Below are 16,854 nucleotides of genomic sequence, written 5' to 3'. Positions count from 1 at the left end.
GATCTGGCATACAATTTCCTTCGATGATTTCTACACCTTTCCATTTGCACAAATCTTTAAGAATCGTTCTGATATCCAAACGCAATTGGTTATAAATGATTTTTCTTCTGTATTTTGGTGTAAATACAATGTGATATTTGCATACCCACTTGGTATGTGCTAAACTATTTGCCATAGGGCAACATCCTTTCTTGTTTTAGTGACGGCTTGAACACTATCATTATACAAGAAGGATGTTGCCCTTTTGCTTAAGCATTAATCCCACCTGCGTAGCAGGTGGTTTTTGAGCCAAATCCCCTTGAGGGATTCGGCTCCCAAGCTAAAGCCATAACAAAACAGCCGCAGAAAAGTCCACGGCTGTTAGAAAAGCTTCGATTTGTATCAATGGTTTGCTTTTGAAAATGGACAGCGTTTACCGATGCACTGGTTGTTTTGTGCTGAAAAGTGGCACAAGACTTCCGGCCTTTCCATCTCAACGCCAAAGTAATCTTTCACAAAATCGACAGCCGCAAGAATGGACAGGAATGAATCCCTCTTACAACAACGTGGGCCTCCAATTTCACCAATCTTTGCAAGTGATTCAGCAGTCATCTTGTGTGACAGCGCGAATGGCTCATTAGCCAAAGGTGTGGACTTCGAGATAATGGATATAAACATCCCTGAACTGATTCCTGCTCCACAGGCTCCCCAAAATCCGCAGGCACCGCCGGGAACGCTTTTTCCGCGGTTCATCATTTCAATCAATGCACTGTTAAGGTCAATGTCTCCGCCTGCGTTTTTATATGCTGTCAGCAAGGCGGACCCGACCATAACATGATGTTCCGGCCCATGCATATGACAGAACGGCATCGCCATCATCTTTTCGATAATGGCTATAGGATTCTTTGAAGTATCCTTCATGCATAATCCAATAATGGAATCAAGCCCCTGTGTATGACAATTGTTACATACATAGTGCCCATTTACACATCTTGTCTTGCTGTTTTCATTTTTATGGCAAATCTCGCACTCCATGAGAATATCCGTCCCAAGGTATTCCAGCGGAGCTTTACAAATTAAGCATTCTTCCTTCATCAGCTATCCCTTCAAATCATAAGTTATCTCCGTAAACGCCGATTTTTATGATTAACTTTGATTTACTTAATTATAACAAAACAGCCGCGAAAGTTCGTTAAACTTCCACGACTGTCGAATATTTTTATTTCTGCAACAAAACAACTTATAATGTTCACTTTCACTTATCGTACATTTTCAAAACGATGGGGAACAGGGCAATATAATAAAACGTATATATTATGGAAAAGAAAAGTTTTCCCCAATGAGAGCCGAACGTATGGACCATCACGGGGCTGAAAAATTTCTTCAGCAGAACCATCAGTACCAGGCCGAGGATACAGAGCAGCCGGCGTCCCGTCCCGCTCCCGGCAGCCTCGAACCGGATCCACGTCTTCTCCACAAACCGGGCGATAATAAACCCCATCATCTTCCCGGTATCGCCGTATCCGTCGTTCATCATCTTCTGCGGATCGACGAGGAGCTTGCCGCCTGCCGTATAATCCATCGGGTACGGCTTGAGCGTGATATATACGAGGGCGAGGCAGCAGAAAACAAATCCGGCCAGGAGCAGCCGGTTCTCTTTCTCCGGATGGGCGTCCAGATACCGGAACAGCTTTGCGGTGAAAAACAGGCTCAGGACAGAAACGCCAAAGCCTACACAAACGTCCTGCGGCGTATGGACTCCCAGGTAATTTCTGGAAAACATGGTCAGCACGATAAATGCGGCAAACAGAACAGAAGCCACCCGCAGCCGCGGATTTTTCCATGTGTTCACAACCATCCCGCCCGCCAGGGGCACCGCCGTCGTCGTGTGTCCGCTGGGGAAGGAATACCCTGTCGCCGTGACAATGGCCTTGCCCGCGGGAACGATCCGGCTGTCGCGGATCCAGGGACGGTATACGCAGGCCGTCAGTTTCACCAGCGGCGTGATCACCATGCAAAAATAATAGGCCACAAGCGCATACAGGCCGTCTTTTTTATTTCTGTTCCAATAGTAATAGACCGGGAACAGGATCAGATAGGTCACGGCAAACATGGACACCCCTTCCATAAAAGGCGTCAGCGCATTATCAATACTGTTGCGAAAATCCTGCAAAAAAAGCAGATACTGAATATCCATTTATCTCCTCCGGCGGTTTTTTTCTATGTAAATTACCGGCCTTACTGCAACTGCCTCAGCTTCCCAGCAAACGTTTAACTGCCACACAGGTTTCCAGACAAACAACCCTTCCCCCAACGAAAGGGACTTTTGAAATCCCGGAACAGGTGGAAAATACATGAAAGAGTTTAATGATATTGGATCATTCCCCAAACTCTCTCCGAAAGAAATCCAGTACCGGGGCCAGATTCTCACAGATTTCCTCCTGCAGGTACGCCACCCCGGCGCTGCCGGCCTTTTCGCTGCCGGCCGTCCCGATCACGTCCTCCAGATAATCCATATAGACCGTCGTCATAAAGATATGCAGGTGCTTCTGCACAAGTTCCCTGCTCTCTTCGTCTTCCGTACTTTCGAGAAGGATACGGAAATTCACGGCGCAATACTGGAGGTTAATCAGCGCGTCCATTTTTTCAAACAAACGCCAGGCCGTCACCAGGTCGTTCCCGCCTGCGGTCCGGATCTCGTTTCCGGCGAGCTTTTTCAGATCCTCGTATATCGCCGTAATCTGCCGGTTGTTCATTCCGCCCCCTCCTTCTCCGCTGCCTTTCTTTCCTGTAACTCTTTTTGCTTCCGCGTCCACTTGTTGATCCCCAGCAGCTTATGACGCCGGGGCCCGTAACGCTTTTTGAACTTTTGTGATTCACGTTTTTCGGATTTTAACATGGCCTGCCCCCCATTCAAAACGTTCATGATCCTCTGCAGCCGTTTCGTTAAACACCAACTTAAAACCAACTTACTTTATGTAAATTATAACAAAACAGCCGCGGAAAATAAATTCCACAGCTGTCGGGAAATCAGGAACCTGTTATATTCTCTTTCGTGTTACAGCACAGGCCGGACTGACGATTCCGGCGCGCCGCGCTTTAACAATGCCATGAGCAGCCGTCAACCGCCCAGCAGGTTTCAATGCCGCCCGCTATTTTTTTCAGCTTCTCGCTGTCAAGCTCCATATCGGAAATTTCCGCAAAATAGGCTTCCGCTTCCTCTTTTGTGATGTCATAGCCTTCTGCCTTGGCAAGCTCCAGCAGTTCATCGGCAGTCTTGCACTTAATAGCTTTTAATATCTGTGTTTTTGTGATTTCTTTTTTGTTAACCGGCATAACATTTCCCACCTTTCAAAACACAATATTACAGCAAATTTACGCCTTACAACTTATATTATAAATAAAACACGAAAAGTAAGCAACATTTGTTGATGTAAATGACGATTTGTATCACTGCCATCATTATAACAAAACAGCCGCAGAAATTCTGCGGCTGTTGAGAAAAACAGAAAATTCTTCACATCATATCATCCAGGGGAGTTCTCATATAACACCCACCACCACCGGCAATATTCTTTAGTGCTTCGCCGTCTAATTCAAAATCAGACAATTCCTCCATGTAAGATTCCGCTTCCTCTTTGGTCATCTCAAAACCGCCTGTCTTTGCCAACGCAATCAGTTCATCGGCCGATTTGCACCGCATCGCTTTTTCCAGCATTTCTTTTGTGAGTTCTTTTTTGTCGATTGGCATAATGAAATCCTCCTCTGTAAATTTTATTTTAAATGCCTTTTACTAATATATACAAGACAGCTTCATCAAAATTGACACTGATGGAACTATTTTGTTAATTATATCATACTCATCTTTGCCGGGCAAAACCGAAACTTGTATCAGTGATCTGACTTAAGTCCGGCGCCACACATGGTAATCAGGCTGTCCGGCGTCCTGCCGTGAAGCTCGCAGTATTTCAGATACGCCGCGTAGTTGCCCGCCGTGGTGTGCTCGCAGTAAATGCCTTTGGCTGCCAGCGCGGCACGGGCCGGCAAAATTGTTTCTTCCGGAATCTCCACGATTTCCATATCGTATTTATAAATCTTTTCCAGAATTTCCACGCCACGCATGGGCTGGCCGATGGCAATGCCTTCCGCCAGCGTCGGCTCCGGCGTAACCGCAGCCGGCACTTTCAGCCCCTGCCGTTTCGCTTCCGCAAACGGCGCGCAGTGTTCGCTCTGGATGGCGATGACATTAGGCATTTCAGGAATCACGCCGCTGGCCACAAGGTGCTCCAGGCCAAAGACCCCGCCCAGGAACAGGGTCCCGTTCCCCAACGGAATAAAAATGTTCCGGGGGATCCGGTGCAGCTGCTCGTAAATTTCATAAATGTAGGTTTTCGTTCCTTCATAGAAGAACGGGTTATACACGTGGTTCGCGTAATACTTTCCTTCTTCCGTAACCTTCGCCCTGCACACATCCGCGCAGTGGTCACGGGAACCGGGCACCACATTAGCCTTTGCCCCGTGGGCGCGGATCATGTCAATCTTTTTCGGCGACGTCCCTTCCGGGACAAAAATCTCGCAGTTGATACCCACGCGCCCGCAATACGCTGCCACGCTGTTGCCCGCGTTGCCGCTGGAATCCTGCACCACATCCGTCACGCCGATGGACTTGCAGTGGGAAATGAGAACCGCCGCGCCCCGGTCTTTAAAAGACAGGGTCGGCATGAAATAATCCATCTTCAGCATCAGGTCTTCGTCAAAGGGTACGATGGGCGTCATGCCTTCGCCCATGGTGACGGATTTCCACGTTTCGTCCGCCAGGGGCATAAAGGCACGGTAACGGAAGATGCTCCATTCGTCCTTATCGATCAGCGCTTCGTCAAACTCCGGCAGTTCATACTGCAGTTTCCACAAGCCGCCGCATTCGCATTTCGGCGCCCGCGTCGTTACGTCTTCCACTTTTCCGCATTTTGTGCAAACGTAATTTACTTTCATATTGTCCCCCCGTCATCACGCAAATCATTACTATCAAGAATTACAAATTGTATTTGAAAACATCATTTTAATTCATTATAACAAAACAGCCGCAGAAAAATCTACGGCTGTCAGTATAAAACGTATTTTCAAACTAAAATCGGATTTTACCTTAAAATACTTTTGCTGTGTTTATTACACAGATTTTTAAATTATTTAAGAATCCTGTGATAATACATGCAATCTTGACGATTGATCCTATGAATTCCTCCGGCTATTTTTTTAATCTCTCCACCTACCAGTTCATATCCGGACAATTCCGACAGAAACGCTTCGGCTTCATCTTCGGTAAGGACAATGCCTTCCGCTTTGCCCAGCGCCATTAATTCTTCAACAGTCTTGCACTGCATGGCTTTTTCCAGCATTTCTTTTGTGAGTTCGTTTTTGTTGATTGGCATTTTCAGGACCTCCATCAAGAATTAAAGAAACTGTGCCTTCATAGGGCATTTTTATTATAACAAAAATTTTGCAAATTTTCTATAATATAAATATAATTACAAAAAACTTGTCAGTACCATGCTGTTAGAAAAACATGAATTTGTCTATATAGCCCATTTCAACTTTATAGGCGATATTTCGATTACAAAATGTTCCTCCTCTATACCAGTCACAGGATGCGAATCAGCCATGTCGATATCAACACCAGAAACAACTGCGGCTTTAAAATCGGAGTGATTTCCCATGACTATATATTGGACAGCAATATATTCAATAATTCCTTCATATGGGTCAAGAGGCATTGTTTCAAATGGTTTTTCAATATCGACTCCCATCCCTGTTAAATAATCTGACAGTATAGGATATGTTTTCTTAATCTCTAAACAATAGTTTCTGCAATAATCACAGGAACAAAGACTGTTTTTATCTAGTTTTCGATAGTAATTCACTGTCTTTATAATATCCATAGCAATCTCTCAAAAATTCTGATTTTGTAAGATTATCATCGACTCACTTTATTATACCAAAACAGCCGCGGAAAAATCTACGGCTGTTAGAAAAACAACAATTTATGCCTCTACCCTCATTTAATTATATCTCATATAAAAATGACCGGTATCTGCCGGTCATTTTTTTTGAAACAAATTGGGGTTTTCCGTGAATTATTTATAGTTCGAGGGTCCTACAGGAGGAGCGCCAACAGCCCCACACAATCCTCCCGCTACATGTTTGATATCGCCGTCTTGCAACTCACATTCTGATAACTCATCAAAGTAAGCCTCGGCTTCCTCTTTCGTAAGGTCAACGCCTTCGGTTTTAGCGTATGCAATCAGATCCTCCACTGTCTTGCACTGCATGGCTTTTTCCAGCATTTCTTTTGTGATTTCGTTTTTGTTAATCGGCATAATAGAATCCTCCCATTACTTTAATTTTAAAATACCTTTTATTATATATACAAAACAGGTTCAGCAAAATTGACGATGATGGAATACTTTATTAAATTATATCATAAAAATCTTTGTTACGCTAAACGGCCGTCTTTTTCAAATTATGCAAATAACTCTCCTTCACCCTCATGGAACGCTTCCTGGAAAAGCTTCCAGACTTTTGGGATGTCATAGCCTTCAGCTTTTGCAAGCGTTATCAGCTCATCAGCAGTTTTGCACTGCAAGGCTTTTTCAATCATTTCTTTTGTAAGTTCATTATTGTTGACTGGCATAATGTTCCTCTCCTCAAAAAGATTTGTTTTTAATGCCCCTTACTAAAAATATATACGGCATCCTTTAAAATTTCATACCCAAAGGACTTGTTTCTGTAATTATATCATATAATCTTTACTGAGCAAAACTGCGATTTATGTCTCTACCCTTATTTAATTATATCTCATATAGAAAATGACCGGCATCTGCCGGTCATTTTTAATGAAACAAATTGGGATTTCATTAACAGTCCAAATTTTCAAGCCACAAGTCCAACTGTGCTTTATAATCTCCCCAGGAATAAAAAACTACTAACTTATCTGTCATTATATTATTCCCCTACTCCGCAAGCCATGTGGCAAGCTCACGAATCTTTTCTAGCAGTTGTTCCTACTCCGCCCACACCCTCATCTGTGTTGCGATGATTTTCTTCTTTACTGAAAAGTAAGCAATGGTAATGCCGATGGCGGTGACCAGCCAGCTCAGCGGGTAGACCGCCATCAGTACCCCGAAATCGGGCCAGCCGGCAAATACGGTATAAACATAAATAACCCGCAATACGCAGATGCCTGCGGTGGTAATGACCGCAGGCAGAAGGGAGAAGCCCCAGCCCCGCAGCGCGCCAGAAAAGACGTCCATCACCATACTGATGAATTCAAAGGAAATAATCCAGCAGATACGCACATAGGCCAATTCTGCTACCACGGTGTCTGCAGTAAACAGGGCTACCAAAGGTTTACGCAGCAAAATGAAGAAAAGTGAAACGAAGATGCTGGCAATGATGCCTTCCAGCATGCACCAGCGGGTGATGCGGATGCAGCGCTTCAGTTTCCTGGCGCCGTAGTTCAGTCCAACAAAGGCCGTGCAGGCCTGGGAGAACCCGGTGAGCACATGGTAGGCCCACATCTCAAAATTCAGGGCGACGGTGGAGGCTGCGATGGCTGCAGAGCCCAGACTGTTTATGGCAACCTGGATGATCATGTTGGAAAGGGAAAATACCATGCCCTGAATGGCGGTAGGGATGCCAATCTTCAGCACCTGTATAATCATGCCAGTATGCCAGTAGATTTTACTGAAAGACAGGTGAAGCAGGCCCTGTTCCTTCGTAAGATAATAGATAATTAACCCTGCGCTGATTATGTTGGCGATGACAGTGGCAATAGCCACGCCGTCCACACTCATGCCGCAGAAGACCACGAAGAATATATTCAGCGCCACGTTGATGAAACCGGAAACGGTAAGGGATAGCAGGGCTTTTTTTGTATCTCCGTTGGCCCGGAAGATGGCTGCACCGAAATTGTAAACCGTAAGAAAAGGGATGCCCAGGTAGTAAATTTTCAGATACAGGTCCGCCATGTCCAACACTTCCGCAGGCGTGCCCATGAGGCGCAGCACCGGCTGGGCAATCAGAAGGCCTAGGATTCCCAGTACGATACCGAATATAACAGAAAAACAGACAGAGGCATGCAACGCTTCCTGCGCTGCTTTTTCATTTTTTTCACCCAGCAGGTGGGAGATGACCACGGTGGCACCTACCGAAGTGCCAACCAGACAGTTTATGAAAATATTGACAATAGTCGCAGTACTGCCTACCGCCGCCAATGCCTGGCTTCCGGAGAAACGTCCGATAACGGCGATATCCGCCGAATTAAATAACTGCTGGAATAAACTGGTGAGAGCCATGGGGATGGCGAACACTATAATCTTGTCCCATATTGAGCCTTCCAGCGCGTTGATGGTTTTGCTGAATGCCATGTACTGTTGCCTTTCGGATACGATTCTGATTTATACCGCGCAGCTGTTTGTTTTGTATCACTATCACCATTATAGCAAAACAGCCGCGGAAAAATCTACGGCTGTCAGAAAAACACAAATTTGTCTGAATGACCGCCCGCCCACAGCGCGGGGTTTTACAAGGTGGTTCTTTTATATTACTACAGCCGAAATAAAAAAGGCCGGCACTGATGTACCGGCACTGGTTTACGAAACTAACCTTTATATATAGCTGTGTTCTTGACAGCGAGGCTTGGGAGACGTTGTTCTCCCTGAGCACAACCCACCAGCTATTTCCTTAATCTTGCCACTGTCCAGCTCATAGTCGGCCAGTTCCGCCATGTACGCTTCGGCTTCTTCTTTGGTAATTTCCACGCCTTCGGCTTTAGCCAGCGCGATCAGTTCACCGGCGGTCTTGCACTCCATCGCTTTTTCAATCATTTCTTTTGTGATTTCGTTTTTGTTGATTGGCATTTTCAGGACCTCCCTTGGGAATAAAAAAACTGTACTTTTATAGTACAGTTATATTATACCAAAAGATTTGCAAATATCCTACAATTAAAGAAATTTCATCAGCACCATACCTGTCAGAAAAATCCTGATTTGTATCACGGCCAACATTGTAACAAAACTTAAATTTACTTCACCATTTTTTCAAAACGGAACATCCCATCCGGGAACTGATCGTCCAATTCATTGCCCGCATCCGGATCCTTTGGGTCAGGATGATACCTGTTGAAAAACTCTACAATATGAAATCCGCACCGGTTGACGTAGAAATGGATATTCCGTTTTTCAAAATGATCGTCCCGGAGACCGAATTCTTCAAGGGCTCCATAATTAAAAGCTTCCTGGTTATCACGAATGAATTGTTCAAGGTCGTCCGATTTCAAAGGACAGAGAGTTACGTTGATCATATTAATTATCCCATTAAATCACGATTTGTACCAACAGTCACCGCTTAATATAAATCGGAATGTGAACCCGTACGAAACAAAAACAATTCCAGTTCATTATTTTCTATTCGATAGATCAAAAGCCAATCCGGTTCAATATGACATTCCCTAAATGACTTATAATTACCAGCCAGACTATGGTCATGGTGTTTATCGTCCAATTTCTTTTTCATGGCAAGAGTATTGACCACTTCACGCAGGAGTTCAATCTTCAGACCTCGTCTCTTCGCGAGCTTTAAGTCTTTCTTAAACTGGTTTGAAGGAACAATTTCAAGCATCCGCAAACACCTCGTCTGCCATGTCGTCAAAAGACTTATACCGTTTATAGTTGCCAGGATTCTTTTTCATTTCCTTATATTCAGCAAGAGCAGCCCTGGTTTCCGCATTAGGGGCATAACGTCTTATTTCAAAAGGAATCCCCTCATGTTTTACTGCGCTTTTAAGGAAAATAGTAATGGCAGAAGACATGGTAAGTCCTAAATCTTCAAACAAAATTTCAGCAGAACGTTTTAATTCTGCATCCACGCGAACATTAATATTTGCATTAGCCATGATATATGCTCCTTTCCAGAGTAACGTTAATACGGTTATAACGGATGAAAAAATTCTCTTCTTCTAAAATAATTATATTTCCGATAGCAAACATTGTCAATACAAATTAACGCAAACGTTTTACGTTACTGCAAAAAAAGCAGACGCTTTTTACACGTCCGGTGAGATGGTTGAAAATAACTCCCATTAAGCTGGGTTGTAGTAAGTAAAACACGAATTTGTCATACTGATCCACCGATGCTGTTCTTATCGGTCATCTGTAATTTCTCATCAAGACTATAAACTCTGTTACCGTTCAGACAATCCAGGAAGTATTTCCACTCAGCATCCTTGAGTATTTCTTCCCCAGTAGCATAATGCAAAAGAGAAAAATATGAATCCGTAACTAGCATATCATCCGATGCACATATTTCGGTTGGATCAACATTGGCTGTTAATACTTCCATCAATGACTGACCACTTAAGCCTTGTTGTAAAACCGATCTTATGATTTGCTTCAGCTCTTCATGAAACATATCTGTACTCCTGTTAATTACTCTGCTCGAAAAATCCCGATTTGTCGATGAACCTTCTGTAAGAAATATTAACAAACCCCGGATGAATTACCAGTTTCCCTTCGGATCATTTTTGTCTACGGGAATCGTAATTTCACACGCATAATCTTCCGTATATGCTTCCTTTGTTTTCCTCAATTTCCAGTAATCCTTCCAATAATCCCACCATTTCTTAGAAGCAGTTTCTATTTCCTCTCCTGTATATTTTCCTTTTTTCCCTACAACTACTATCTCGTCTCCTCCAACGATAAAGCCAACTTCACCACATCTGGCACAGAGGAGATGTTTTGCGGTTGAAAGCGTTTCTGAACCGTTAAAGTCTTTGACGGTTATTCTGTTCTTATAATCGTTTAGTAATAACCCGGCCTCTTTACTATCATCAAACACCAGATCATACGTATCGACAGGATAAATTACAGAATCATCATTTCTAAGGCGTTCATACCATTTATCTTCAGCCAGATTATCCAGAAAAACCGCGAAGGCATGGTTATAGAACCGTACCGCTAAAACATCCGTCGTATGTGTTTCCTTTTCCGGTTTTGATTCATCGTAAAGCTGAATATCACAAAACTGTATATGAACCATGTCGTCTTTTACATACCACCAATGCCATGACCCTACATCAGATATGGCATCAGCCAGTATGTTGAGTGTATTTATATTCATAATACCATCCCATCCGTCACTCTGTTAAACCCCGATTTGTACGATTAACCTTGATTTACTTAATTATAACAAAACAGCCGCAGAAAAATCTACGGCTGTTGGAAAAATCGGAATCTGTAAAACCGGGTTGCCATGGAAAAAATCACTATCACAAAAAACAGCCACCTTATACTTAGTTAACGCGATATCGGGTTTCCCTGGCAAACTTGCATAATTTTGCGATATCTAAAACCTCTCTTCCATAAAGCTTTTCTCAACTTTACTTCTATAGTAGTATCTTTAGAGCGTATATGTGACATAACAACCCTTTTACTTCTGTATAAGTTCTAATGACTTGTTTGATTAGATCAGGTTTATTTATTAATCCGACTTTAGTTGAAAAATTGTCAAATACTGAAAAGTAGTTATGTTTTATTCTTTATCCTACATTTACGCATTAACAGCAGTCAGCTTATCTCTCACAGCTTCTTCGATAAAACTGTTCAGGCTCTGCTGTTGAGAAATAGCATAAACGGCAGCGCGTTTATGAAGTTCACTGCCAAGACGGACATTCAGGCTTCCCTTATAGGCGGATTCCGGAACCTGGCCTTCCTTTTCGCAAAGGTCAAGATAATCGTCAACCGCACCATGAAAATCGGTGATTAGTTCGGATGCGTTAGTCCCTTCATAAGAAATCAAAGAGCGGATGCCCTGAACTTTTCCAAAAAACACACCGTCCTCCTCAGAAAATTCTATGCTGCCAACATAACCTTTGTATTCCATCGTGTTTTTCATAACAAGCCCTCCTGTTCCAACTGCTCGATAAGTTGTTTTATCTGATATTCTAAAAGTTCTTTGCGTGGATGTGGTTTATGAAGCAAAATTTTTGTTTTATAAACATCACTCACGAACATGATACGCGAGCCGCTCGTTTTCCCCTTGTTGCTTCTGTAGTAAGAAAAATATCCAAGCAATGTTTCTGCTTCATTAAAAGTAAACGACTTGGAGCTTGCTTTCAATTTAGCAATGAGTTTTTCTTTTTGTCCCAAAACGAATTCCCCCCATGTGTATACTATAGCATATAGAAAGCAAAGATGCAACTGAAAATAGTTGCATCTTCGATGCATTTATACAGTGTACTTCCGTATGAAAATCTGTAACATCAAAGATTGTGGATAATTTTCATTTTCAGTTAGTGAATGATATAATATATTTCACATTCTTTATTTCTTACATCTCCGTCAAACATGGTAACTCCTTACTCTGATTAAAATACTAATATATCTACTCTCTGTAAAACAAAAGCCCATCGGTAAGATGGGCTTTATTTTCAACATCCCATCATGCAAGCTTTAGCACCTTACCCTTCTGACAGGTTGCTGCGCGATCACGGAGCTTCTCTCTCGCACACTCTTTATGGTCAATTGGATTTCTTTCTATTTTTCTCTTTGCTGACCTTTTTCTTGTTCCCGTTTTGTTATACAGATAAAGGCTATAGTCAGCTTCAACGCCAAAACCCAGGCTGGAAATCGACATACCGGCAACGAGAAAACCCGCAGGGGTGCCAATCATGAAAAAGGCGACTATAGCCCCCAAGGTTTTTCCTTTGGTCGATGTTATGTATCCATACAATGTAAACCCAAAGGCAATAAGTAGCAATATCATACCAGCTTCCATCAAATCATCTGCTTTTTCTTCACATATTTTGTTTTTATTTTCTTCCCGAATCATTTCCCTGAAATATTTTACTGCCATCTCGCAATGGCAAATTGCCTGCGACCTGGTCAGCCATAACCTGTACCGGGGCAGGTACTTTCACTTGTTGCCGAAAATAAAACGCAGCCGTTCCACGTTACCCTGATCCGTCAGCGGAAATTTCCGTCATGCGGCCTTCCACCGATTCCACAATGTTAAGGGTCACCTTTTTGCCCGCCGCGTTCCGGAACACCAGATCCAAATCAGTATCTGCACTCATAATTTTTTCCCTCCTTTTACGAAATATGTTGCGGCGGGTCTTACTGCCATACGGCTACATCTGCAGGCACTACGATTCTGCCGCATGCCGTTGTGCACGCCCGCTGTATTTGGCGCATTGCAAATTAAATGATTACAAAACAGGTCAAATCCCGTTTTCACTTATATAATCCCGCGAGGACAAAAAAACGAAACCGTTGTCAAAAGTTTTTTTATGCAAAAGAAAGAATGCGGCCTCGTCTTCGAAGAAAACGGCCGGCTTTTTATCAACATCGAAGAGAAAAAGAAAGAGAAAAGAAAGAACCAAAGAAAAGATAAAGTAAAAGAGAATAATATTAAATATATCAATACGCAATATGCTAATAATCCATATGCTAATACATCATATTTCACAAGAGGGGAAAAAGAAAAACCCTGACGGTGTGTTCAAGACCGCTATTAACGGCACACCATCAGGGTTCATACAGATTATACCAATAAACGTGAGTTGTAACAATACTCCGTTGTTGACATTGATAATACAAACGTGAATTTGTCGGTTATACGGTACTCCATTTTCGCCGTATCGTATAAACAAAAAAATAAAAGCCCTTCACAGCTCGGCGTTCCTGCTTCCAATGCAGGGGCTGCCATGAAGGACTTTTTTAGGTACTTCTCCCGGTCGTTTCCGGGTTATTGACCCGGGCGTAAAGGAGCAAGCACCTATTGAAGCAGATGCCACGATGCACAATGTACCCCGCCGGCCCAACGTCCAAAACGACTCTGTTTTATTATTATATAACATACAAGAGAAGAAATCAAGGCTATACGTTATTCCATTTTCGCCGTCTCGTATAACTAATAAAAATCCCAATTTATGCTTTCAGCCATCCGGCAAGCGCACGGATCTGCGCCATATAGTCTTCCCGTTTACATATATCGCCGCGTCCGGGTATCTGCGGGAAGATTAACGCTTTCTTTTCTTCCACGCCTATCTGCGAAAAACCGTCCAATGTCCATTCTGCATATTTTGTCGTCACATCAACCGGGCTTCCCCAAAATGAACAGATAATGGCTCCTTTTTTCCCGCATTTGGAAGAGTTGGTCATCAGCGGATTGTCAAATTTGAAAAAAGGATACCACCGTTCAATAAACAGCTTCGCCTGCGAACAGATCTGCTGATTGTAAATCGGCGTGGCAAGTACAATTCCATCGCATCGGTCAATCTCAGGAAGAAGCTTTTGGATATCGTCCTTCTGTACGCACATCTGAGTATCCTTGCCCTGGCATGCCCCACAGGCAAGGCAAGGATTGCATTTCTTTTCACGCATATTAAACACAATCACTTCACAATCTTTCAACTCTTCGGCAAGCATCTTTGTAATTAAATCTGAGTTACCCCCTTTTCTAGGGCTCGCATTAACCAGCAAAATCTTTTTCATGGAAGACCTCTTTCACATAAAAGTTGATTTGTATTCGTAAATATCATTTTAATTCATTATACCAAAACAGCCGCGGAAAAATCCACGGCTGTAAGCAAAACTTCAATTTATATCAATACTTCTCCGAGGTATTTGGTTGGGGCAGTTTTTCGTATTCTATGCCCTCGCCGGCGTTATATTTCATTAAAAGCTTGCCGGAAAGCTGTTTCCAGTCGTCCAATATCCTGAGAGAGTTCTCACGCAGCGCATCGGCAAATTTTTCCTTCGTCAGACCAGAAGACGAATTGACAAGCTGTACGGATTTTTTCTCCGCCTGTTCCACGGCTTCCTTTATGATAGGAGACATAATGTTAAAATAGCCCTGCGTAAGCGCCATAACCTGATTGGAAACCCAGTACATCTTCGACGGGTCGTAGGTATCTCGCAGCGCGCGGTATTCTTCGGGCACCTTCGATACGGCAAAAGGAACAAACGGATTTTCAAAGGGTGTGTTCATGGACAACCAGACCACGGGAGCAGGAAGCGTGCCGCCAGCCTGCGCAATCTGCGTATAACTGGTCTTGGCGCTTAAGATGGAACGTTCGCCCATTTCCTTCACATAATGGTACGGCGATCCGTATAGGCCTGCCAGGGGACTTTTCGACTTGTCAAACCCGGTACCCTGATAGTAGTCGCGATGCAGGCGCGCAATATCTTCCACCTTCAGTTTTTTATCGGGACGGACGGACAGCGGATAGGTTTTCGAATCCCAGCCGGCAACCTGTGACGGAAGGTTTTTAGACGGTGCAACCTGGCTCATGGCCCGCCATACGCGCCGTTTGGAATAATACGGATGTTTGTACTCTTTGGCCTGCAGGGACTTCACCCAGTCCAGCCGGCCCTCCTCGTCATAAGCCGCCCAGCCGATTTTCTTGAGCGTTTCCGGCAGGTGCGGGTTGAAGATCTGGTCCGGGTCGCCTTCCCGGATTCCATGGATCCGCAGCTGATTCGCCGCAATGAAAAAATCACCATCCGGTATCTTTTCTGCAATCCAGAGGCCGCCCTTGCCTGTGGGCGACGTCTGCATCTCAAAGACCCAGGCCTCTTCCCTGTCTGCAACAGCTAATGTCTCAGCTGTGCCCCAGAGGCCGTATTCGTCAATCAGGCTGCCCATCATCTGAACGGCTTCGCGGGCAGTCTTGCACCGTTCCAGCGCGACACGGCCTAATTCGGCAGCATAGAATATACCGCCTCCTTCTTTATAAGGAACTTGCGGAAGACGTTCAGACAGGTCTGTACATTCGCCTAACATCAGGCCGTGTTCATTGGCCATACCATAGCATCCATCCATATAGGCGTACGTGTGCGCAACCTCGGGTATATAGCCGAAGGGTACCGTGTGTGGTCTGCCGGGGTAATCGTATCCTTCGCTCCGTTCCGGCGCAACCAGGTTCGGCTGGAAAAAGGCGTTGTACCCGGGTATGGGACCAAGAGCTACCGCCGTAGGATATACGGGACGTTTACTGCCTTCCGGATGATTCTTCGCCGGCACATAGACCATATTCATGTCCGCGCCAAACCCGTCGTTGGAGTGGGAAACGATCACACTCCCATCCGCCGACGCGCCTTTTGTCACTACCATGACAGTACAGGCCTCGGCGTTCACGGCCATAAGCGAAGCCAACGCCAATCCTGCAATCATCTTTTTTACCAAAGGAATCTCCTCCTGTCTGCAAATATAATACGTAAATGGAATCCCGCAAACCCGGTTACGGACAACTAAATTTCGATTTATGCTTTTAGCCATCCGGCAAGCGCACGGATTTGCTGATTGTAAATCGGCGTGGCAAGTACAATTCCATCGCACCGGTCAATCTCAGGAAGAAGCTTTTTCATTAAGAATCTTTTCATCGACATTCACATTGACAATCCGTCCGGTAATGATACTGCCTTCCGCCACTTCCCGCTCCTCCAGCAGTTCACATTCCATGGTAAGGGGGAACTCCTGGATAACAGGGGCATCAACATGGGCGCCTTCTTAAGACGGATGTTGGCCAGCGTCTTGCGGTCCGAACCCATGTTAAGAACGATCTTTTCACCGGTACTGATATTTCCCCAGGCCATGTTCATAACATTAACCTTCCCGTTCCCGTCATAAGTCCCGATCATAAGGACAGGCATAGGAAAAACAGCCGGAAGCACACCCAAATCTCTGCGCATTTAAAACATCTCCTGTGTGTTTTGATAATATATGGAACAAAACAGCCGCGGAAGTTCCACGGCTGTTGAATCATTTACTAATGACCAGAATTAAAGAAGGGCGCCCGCCGGTTCCTAAAGAACGTATAAC

At 44.2% G+C, this 16,854-nt stretch carries 26 protein-coding genes and 1 pseudogene; 1 reads left to right on the top strand and 26 read right to left on the bottom strand.

The window, feature by feature from the left end; all coding sequences use genetic code 11:
- The 24 genes and pseudogenes from tnpA to BM159_RS12220 form a co-directional block, all read right to left on the bottom strand.
- The coding region (gene tnpA / locus BM159_RS10530) for an IS200/IS605 family transposase (protein ID WP_143089437.1) at window positions 1-175 on the bottom strand (175 nt) is incomplete at its 3' end.
- A gap of 206 nt (window positions 176-381) precedes the next feature.
- Window positions 382-1,074, bottom strand: a complete 693-nt coding sequence (locus BM159_RS10525) for a DUF5714 domain-containing protein (protein WP_093914192.1) — start codon at window positions 1,072-1,074, stop codon at window positions 382-384.
- Window positions 1,075-1,234: 160 nt separating this feature from the next.
- Window positions 1,235-2,176: a phosphatase PAP2 family protein gene (locus tag BM159_RS10520; protein ID WP_093914191.1), complete on the bottom strand. Its 942-nt coding sequence runs from the start codon at window positions 2,174-2,176 to the stop codon at window positions 1,235-1,237.
- A 181-nt stretch (window positions 2,177-2,357) separates the two neighbouring features.
- A complete protein-coding gene (locus BM159_RS10515; protein WP_093914190.1) occupies window positions 2,358-2,735 on the bottom strand; it encodes a hypothetical protein in 378 nt (125 codons plus the stop codon).
- Window positions 2,732-2,878 carry a hypothetical protein gene (locus tag BM159_RS12020; protein WP_177206015.1) on the bottom strand — a complete coding sequence of 49 codons (147 nt, stop codon included), beginning with the start codon at window positions 2,876-2,878 and terminating at the stop codon, window positions 2,732-2,734. The genes BM159_RS10515 and BM159_RS12020 overlap by 4 nt, the downstream gene beginning before the upstream one ends.
- 200 nt (window positions 2,879-3,078) lie before the next feature.
- Window positions 3,079-3,315: a Nif11-like leader peptide family natural product precursor gene (locus BM159_RS10510; protein ID WP_093914189.1), complete on the bottom strand. Its 237-nt coding sequence runs from the start codon at window positions 3,313-3,315 to the stop codon at window positions 3,079-3,081.
- A 181-nt stretch (window positions 3,316-3,496) separates the two neighbouring features.
- Complete coding sequence (locus BM159_RS10505; RefSeq protein ID WP_093914188.1) at window positions 3,497-3,730, bottom strand: Nif11-like leader peptide family RiPP precursor; 234 nt, start codon at window positions 3,728-3,730, stop codon at window positions 3,497-3,499.
- A gap of 140 nt (window positions 3,731-3,870) precedes the next feature.
- Window positions 3,871-4,971, bottom strand: coding sequence for a threonine synthase (locus BM159_RS10500; protein ID WP_093914187.1), 1,101 nt, complete (start codon window positions 4,969-4,971; stop codon window positions 3,871-3,873).
- A 191-nt stretch (window positions 4,972-5,162) separates the two neighbouring features.
- On the bottom strand, window positions 5,163-5,408 hold the full coding sequence (locus BM159_RS10495; protein ID WP_093914186.1) for a DUF2624 family protein: 246 nt from the start codon (window positions 5,406-5,408) through the stop codon (window positions 5,163-5,165).
- A 144-nt stretch (window positions 5,409-5,552) separates the two neighbouring features.
- Window positions 5,553-5,915, bottom strand: a complete 363-nt coding sequence (locus BM159_RS10490; protein ID WP_093914185.1) for a hypothetical protein — start codon at window positions 5,913-5,915, stop codon at window positions 5,553-5,555.
- Between the two features lie 195 nt (window positions 5,916-6,110).
- Window positions 6,111-6,353, bottom strand: a complete 243-nt coding sequence (locus BM159_RS10485) for a DUF2624 family protein (RefSeq protein WP_093914184.1) — start codon at window positions 6,351-6,353, stop codon at window positions 6,111-6,113.
- A gap of 143 nt (window positions 6,354-6,496) precedes the next feature.
- Window positions 6,497-6,667: a hypothetical protein gene (locus BM159_RS12015; RefSeq protein WP_177206014.1), complete on the bottom strand. Its 171-nt coding sequence runs from the start codon at window positions 6,665-6,667 to the stop codon at window positions 6,497-6,499.
- Between the two features lie 370 nt (window positions 6,668-7,037).
- A complete protein-coding gene (locus tag BM159_RS10480; protein ID WP_093914183.1) occupies window positions 7,038-8,402 on the bottom strand; it encodes an MATE family efflux transporter in 1,365 nt (454 codons plus the stop codon).
- A 240-nt stretch (window positions 8,403-8,642) separates the two neighbouring features.
- Window positions 8,643-8,894 (bottom strand): DUF2624 family protein, encoded by a 252-nt coding sequence (locus tag BM159_RS10470; RefSeq protein WP_093914181.1) that lies wholly within the window; start codon window positions 8,892-8,894, stop codon window positions 8,643-8,645.
- 164 nt (window positions 8,895-9,058) lie between these two features.
- Window positions 9,059-9,337, bottom strand: coding sequence for a hypothetical protein (locus BM159_RS10465; protein ID WP_093914180.1), 279 nt, complete (start codon window positions 9,335-9,337; stop codon window positions 9,059-9,061).
- A 44-nt stretch (window positions 9,338-9,381) separates the two neighbouring features.
- Window positions 9,382-9,654 carry a type II toxin-antitoxin system YafQ family toxin gene (locus BM159_RS10460; protein WP_093914179.1) on the bottom strand — a complete coding sequence of 91 codons (273 nt, stop codon included), beginning with the start codon at window positions 9,652-9,654 and terminating at the stop codon, window positions 9,382-9,384.
- On the bottom strand, window positions 9,647-9,928 hold the full coding sequence (locus BM159_RS10455) for a type II toxin-antitoxin system RelB/DinJ family antitoxin (RefSeq protein ID WP_093914178.1): 282 nt from the start codon (window positions 9,926-9,928) through the stop codon (window positions 9,647-9,649). The genes BM159_RS10460 and BM159_RS10455 overlap by 8 nt, the downstream gene beginning before the upstream one ends.
- A 221-nt stretch (window positions 9,929-10,149) precedes the next feature.
- Window positions 10,150-10,443: a hypothetical protein gene (locus tag BM159_RS10450; protein ID WP_093914177.1), complete on the bottom strand. Its 294-nt coding sequence runs from the start codon at window positions 10,441-10,443 to the stop codon at window positions 10,150-10,152.
- Between the two features lie 87 nt (window positions 10,444-10,530).
- A complete protein-coding gene (locus tag BM159_RS10445; protein ID WP_093914176.1) occupies window positions 10,531-11,151 on the bottom strand; it encodes a hypothetical protein in 621 nt (206 codons plus the stop codon).
- Between the two features lie 129 nt (window positions 11,152-11,280).
- Window positions 11,281-11,450, bottom strand: a pseudogene (locus BM159_RS10440) (very short patch repair endonuclease); the annotation flags it as partial.
- A 130-nt stretch (window positions 11,451-11,580) separates the two neighbouring features.
- A complete protein-coding gene (locus tag BM159_RS10435; protein WP_093914175.1) occupies window positions 11,581-11,925 on the bottom strand; it encodes a type II toxin-antitoxin system HicB family antitoxin in 345 nt (114 codons plus the stop codon).
- Complete coding sequence (locus tag BM159_RS10430; protein ID WP_093914193.1) at window positions 11,922-12,179, bottom strand: type II toxin-antitoxin system HicA family toxin; 258 nt, start codon at window positions 12,177-12,179, stop codon at window positions 11,922-11,924. Before BM159_RS10430 ends, BM159_RS10435 begins: the two co-directional genes overlap by 4 nt.
- 292 nt (window positions 12,180-12,471) lie before the next feature.
- Window positions 12,472-12,861 (bottom strand): hypothetical protein, encoded by a 390-nt coding sequence (locus BM159_RS10425; RefSeq protein WP_177206013.1) that lies wholly within the window; start codon window positions 12,859-12,861, stop codon window positions 12,472-12,474.
- Between the two features lie 121 nt (window positions 12,862-12,982).
- The gene (locus tag BM159_RS12220; protein WP_281243285.1) at window positions 12,983-13,105 is read right to left on the bottom strand and encodes a hypothetical protein; all 123 of its coding nucleotides are present in this window, start codon (window positions 13,103-13,105) and stop codon (window positions 12,983-12,985) included.
- A gap of 213 nt (window positions 13,106-13,318) precedes the next feature.
- Between BM159_RS12220 and BM159_RS10420 the strand changes: the two genes are divergently transcribed.
- Entirely contained in the window at window positions 13,319-13,522 is a 204-nt protein-coding gene (locus BM159_RS10420; RefSeq protein ID WP_093914173.1) for a hypothetical protein, read from the top strand.
- Between the two features lie 436 nt (window positions 13,523-13,958).
- On the opposite strand, the gene BM159_RS10415 is transcribed toward BM159_RS10420, so the two are convergent.
- Window positions 13,959-14,525 (bottom strand): flavodoxin family protein, encoded by a 567-nt coding sequence (locus tag BM159_RS10415; protein WP_093914172.1) that lies wholly within the window; start codon window positions 14,523-14,525, stop codon window positions 13,959-13,961.
- A gap of 112 nt (window positions 14,526-14,637) precedes the next feature.
- On the bottom strand, window positions 14,638-16,218 hold the full coding sequence (locus BM159_RS10410) for a dipeptidase (RefSeq protein ID WP_177206012.1): 1,581 nt from the start codon (window positions 16,216-16,218) through the stop codon (window positions 14,638-14,640).
- Between the last annotated feature and the right edge of the window lie 636 nt (window positions 16,219-16,854).

Source organism: Succiniclasticum ruminis DSM 9236, from assembly GCF_900112895.1.
Classification (GTDB): Bacteria; Bacillota; Negativicutes; order Acidaminococcales; family Acidaminococcaceae; genus Succiniclasticum; species Succiniclasticum ruminis.
This window is presented reverse-complemented; position numbering and strand designations above follow the sequence as displayed.

What these genes read in the sequence shown, in the direction of transcription:
- BM159_RS10525 (WP_093914192.1), bottom strand. Translation starts at nt 1,074, where the DNA reads ATGAAGGAAGAATGCTTAATTTGTAAAGCTCCGCTGGAATACCTTGGG.
- BM159_RS10520 (WP_093914191.1), bottom strand. Translation starts at nt 2,176, where the DNA reads ATGGATATTCAGTATCTGCTTTTTTTGCAGGATTTTCGCAACAGTATT.
- BM159_RS10515 (WP_093914190.1), bottom strand. Translation starts at nt 2,735, where the DNA reads ATGAACAACCGGCAGATTACGGCGATATACGAGGATCTGAAAAAGCTC.
- BM159_RS12020 (WP_177206015.1), bottom strand. Translation starts at nt 2,878, where the DNA reads ATGTTAAAATCCGAAAAACGTGAATCACAAAAGTTCAAAAAGCGTTAC.
- BM159_RS10510 (WP_093914189.1), bottom strand. Translation starts at nt 3,315, where the DNA reads ATGCCGGTTAACAAAAAAGAAATCACAAAAACACAGATATTAAAAGCT.
- BM159_RS10505 (WP_093914188.1), bottom strand. Translation starts at nt 3,730, where the DNA reads ATGCCAATCGACAAAAAAGAACTCACAAAAGAAATGCTGGAAAAAGCG.
- BM159_RS10500 (WP_093914187.1), bottom strand. Translation starts at nt 4,971, where the DNA reads ATGAAAGTAAATTACGTTTGCACAAAATGCGGAAAAGTGGAAGACGTA.
- BM159_RS10495 (WP_093914186.1), bottom strand. Translation starts at nt 5,408, where the DNA reads ATGCCAATCAACAAAAACGAACTCACAAAAGAAATGCTGGAAAAAGCC.
- BM159_RS10490 (WP_093914185.1), bottom strand. Translation starts at nt 5,915, where the DNA reads ATGGATATTATAAAGACAGTGAATTACTATCGAAAACTAGATAAAAAC.
- BM159_RS10485 (WP_093914184.1), bottom strand. Translation starts at nt 6,353, where the DNA reads ATGCCGATTAACAAAAACGAAATCACAAAAGAAATGCTGGAAAAAGCC.
- BM159_RS12015 (WP_177206014.1), bottom strand. Translation starts at nt 6,667, where the DNA reads ATGCCAGTCAACAATAATGAACTTACAAAAGAAATGATTGAAAAAGCC.
- BM159_RS10480 (WP_093914183.1), bottom strand. Translation starts at nt 8,402, where the DNA reads ATGGCATTCAGCAAAACCATCAACGCGCTGGAAGGCTCAATATGGGAC.
- BM159_RS10470 (WP_093914181.1), bottom strand. Translation starts at nt 8,894, where the DNA reads ATGCCAATCAACAAAAACGAAATCACAAAAGAAATGATTGAAAAAGCG.
- BM159_RS10465 (WP_093914180.1), bottom strand. Translation starts at nt 9,337, where the DNA reads ATGATCAACGTAACTCTCTGTCCTTTGAAATCGGACGACCTTGAACAA.
- BM159_RS10460 (WP_093914179.1), bottom strand. Translation starts at nt 9,654, where the DNA reads ATGCTTGAAATTGTTCCTTCAAACCAGTTTAAGAAAGACTTAAAGCTC.
- BM159_RS10455 (WP_093914178.1), bottom strand. Translation starts at nt 9,928, where the DNA reads ATGGCTAATGCAAATATTAATGTTCGCGTGGATGCAGAATTAAAACGT.
- BM159_RS10450 (WP_093914177.1), bottom strand. Translation starts at nt 10,443, where the DNA reads ATGTTTCATGAAGAGCTGAAGCAAATCATAAGATCGGTTTTACAACAA.
- BM159_RS10445 (WP_093914176.1), bottom strand. Translation starts at nt 11,151, where the DNA reads ATGAATATAAATACACTCAACATACTGGCTGATGCCATATCTGATGTA.
- BM159_RS10435 (WP_093914175.1), bottom strand. Translation starts at nt 11,925, where the DNA reads ATGAAAAACACGATGGAATACAAAGGTTATGTTGGCAGCATAGAATTT.
- BM159_RS10425 (WP_177206013.1), bottom strand. Translation starts at nt 12,861, where the DNA reads ATGATTCGGGAAGAAAATAAAAACAAAATATGTGAAGAAAAAGCAGAT.
- BM159_RS12220 (WP_281243285.1), bottom strand. Translation starts at nt 13,105, where the DNA reads ATGAGTGCAGATACTGATTTGGATCTGGTGTTCCGGAACGCGGCGGGC.
- BM159_RS10420 (WP_093914173.1), top strand. Translation starts at nt 13,319, where the DNA reads ATGCAAAAGAAAGAATGCGGCCTCGTCTTCGAAGAAAACGGCCGGCTT.
- BM159_RS10415 (WP_093914172.1), bottom strand. Translation starts at nt 14,525, where the DNA reads ATGAAAAAGATTTTGCTGGTTAATGCGAGCCCTAGAAAAGGGGGTAAC.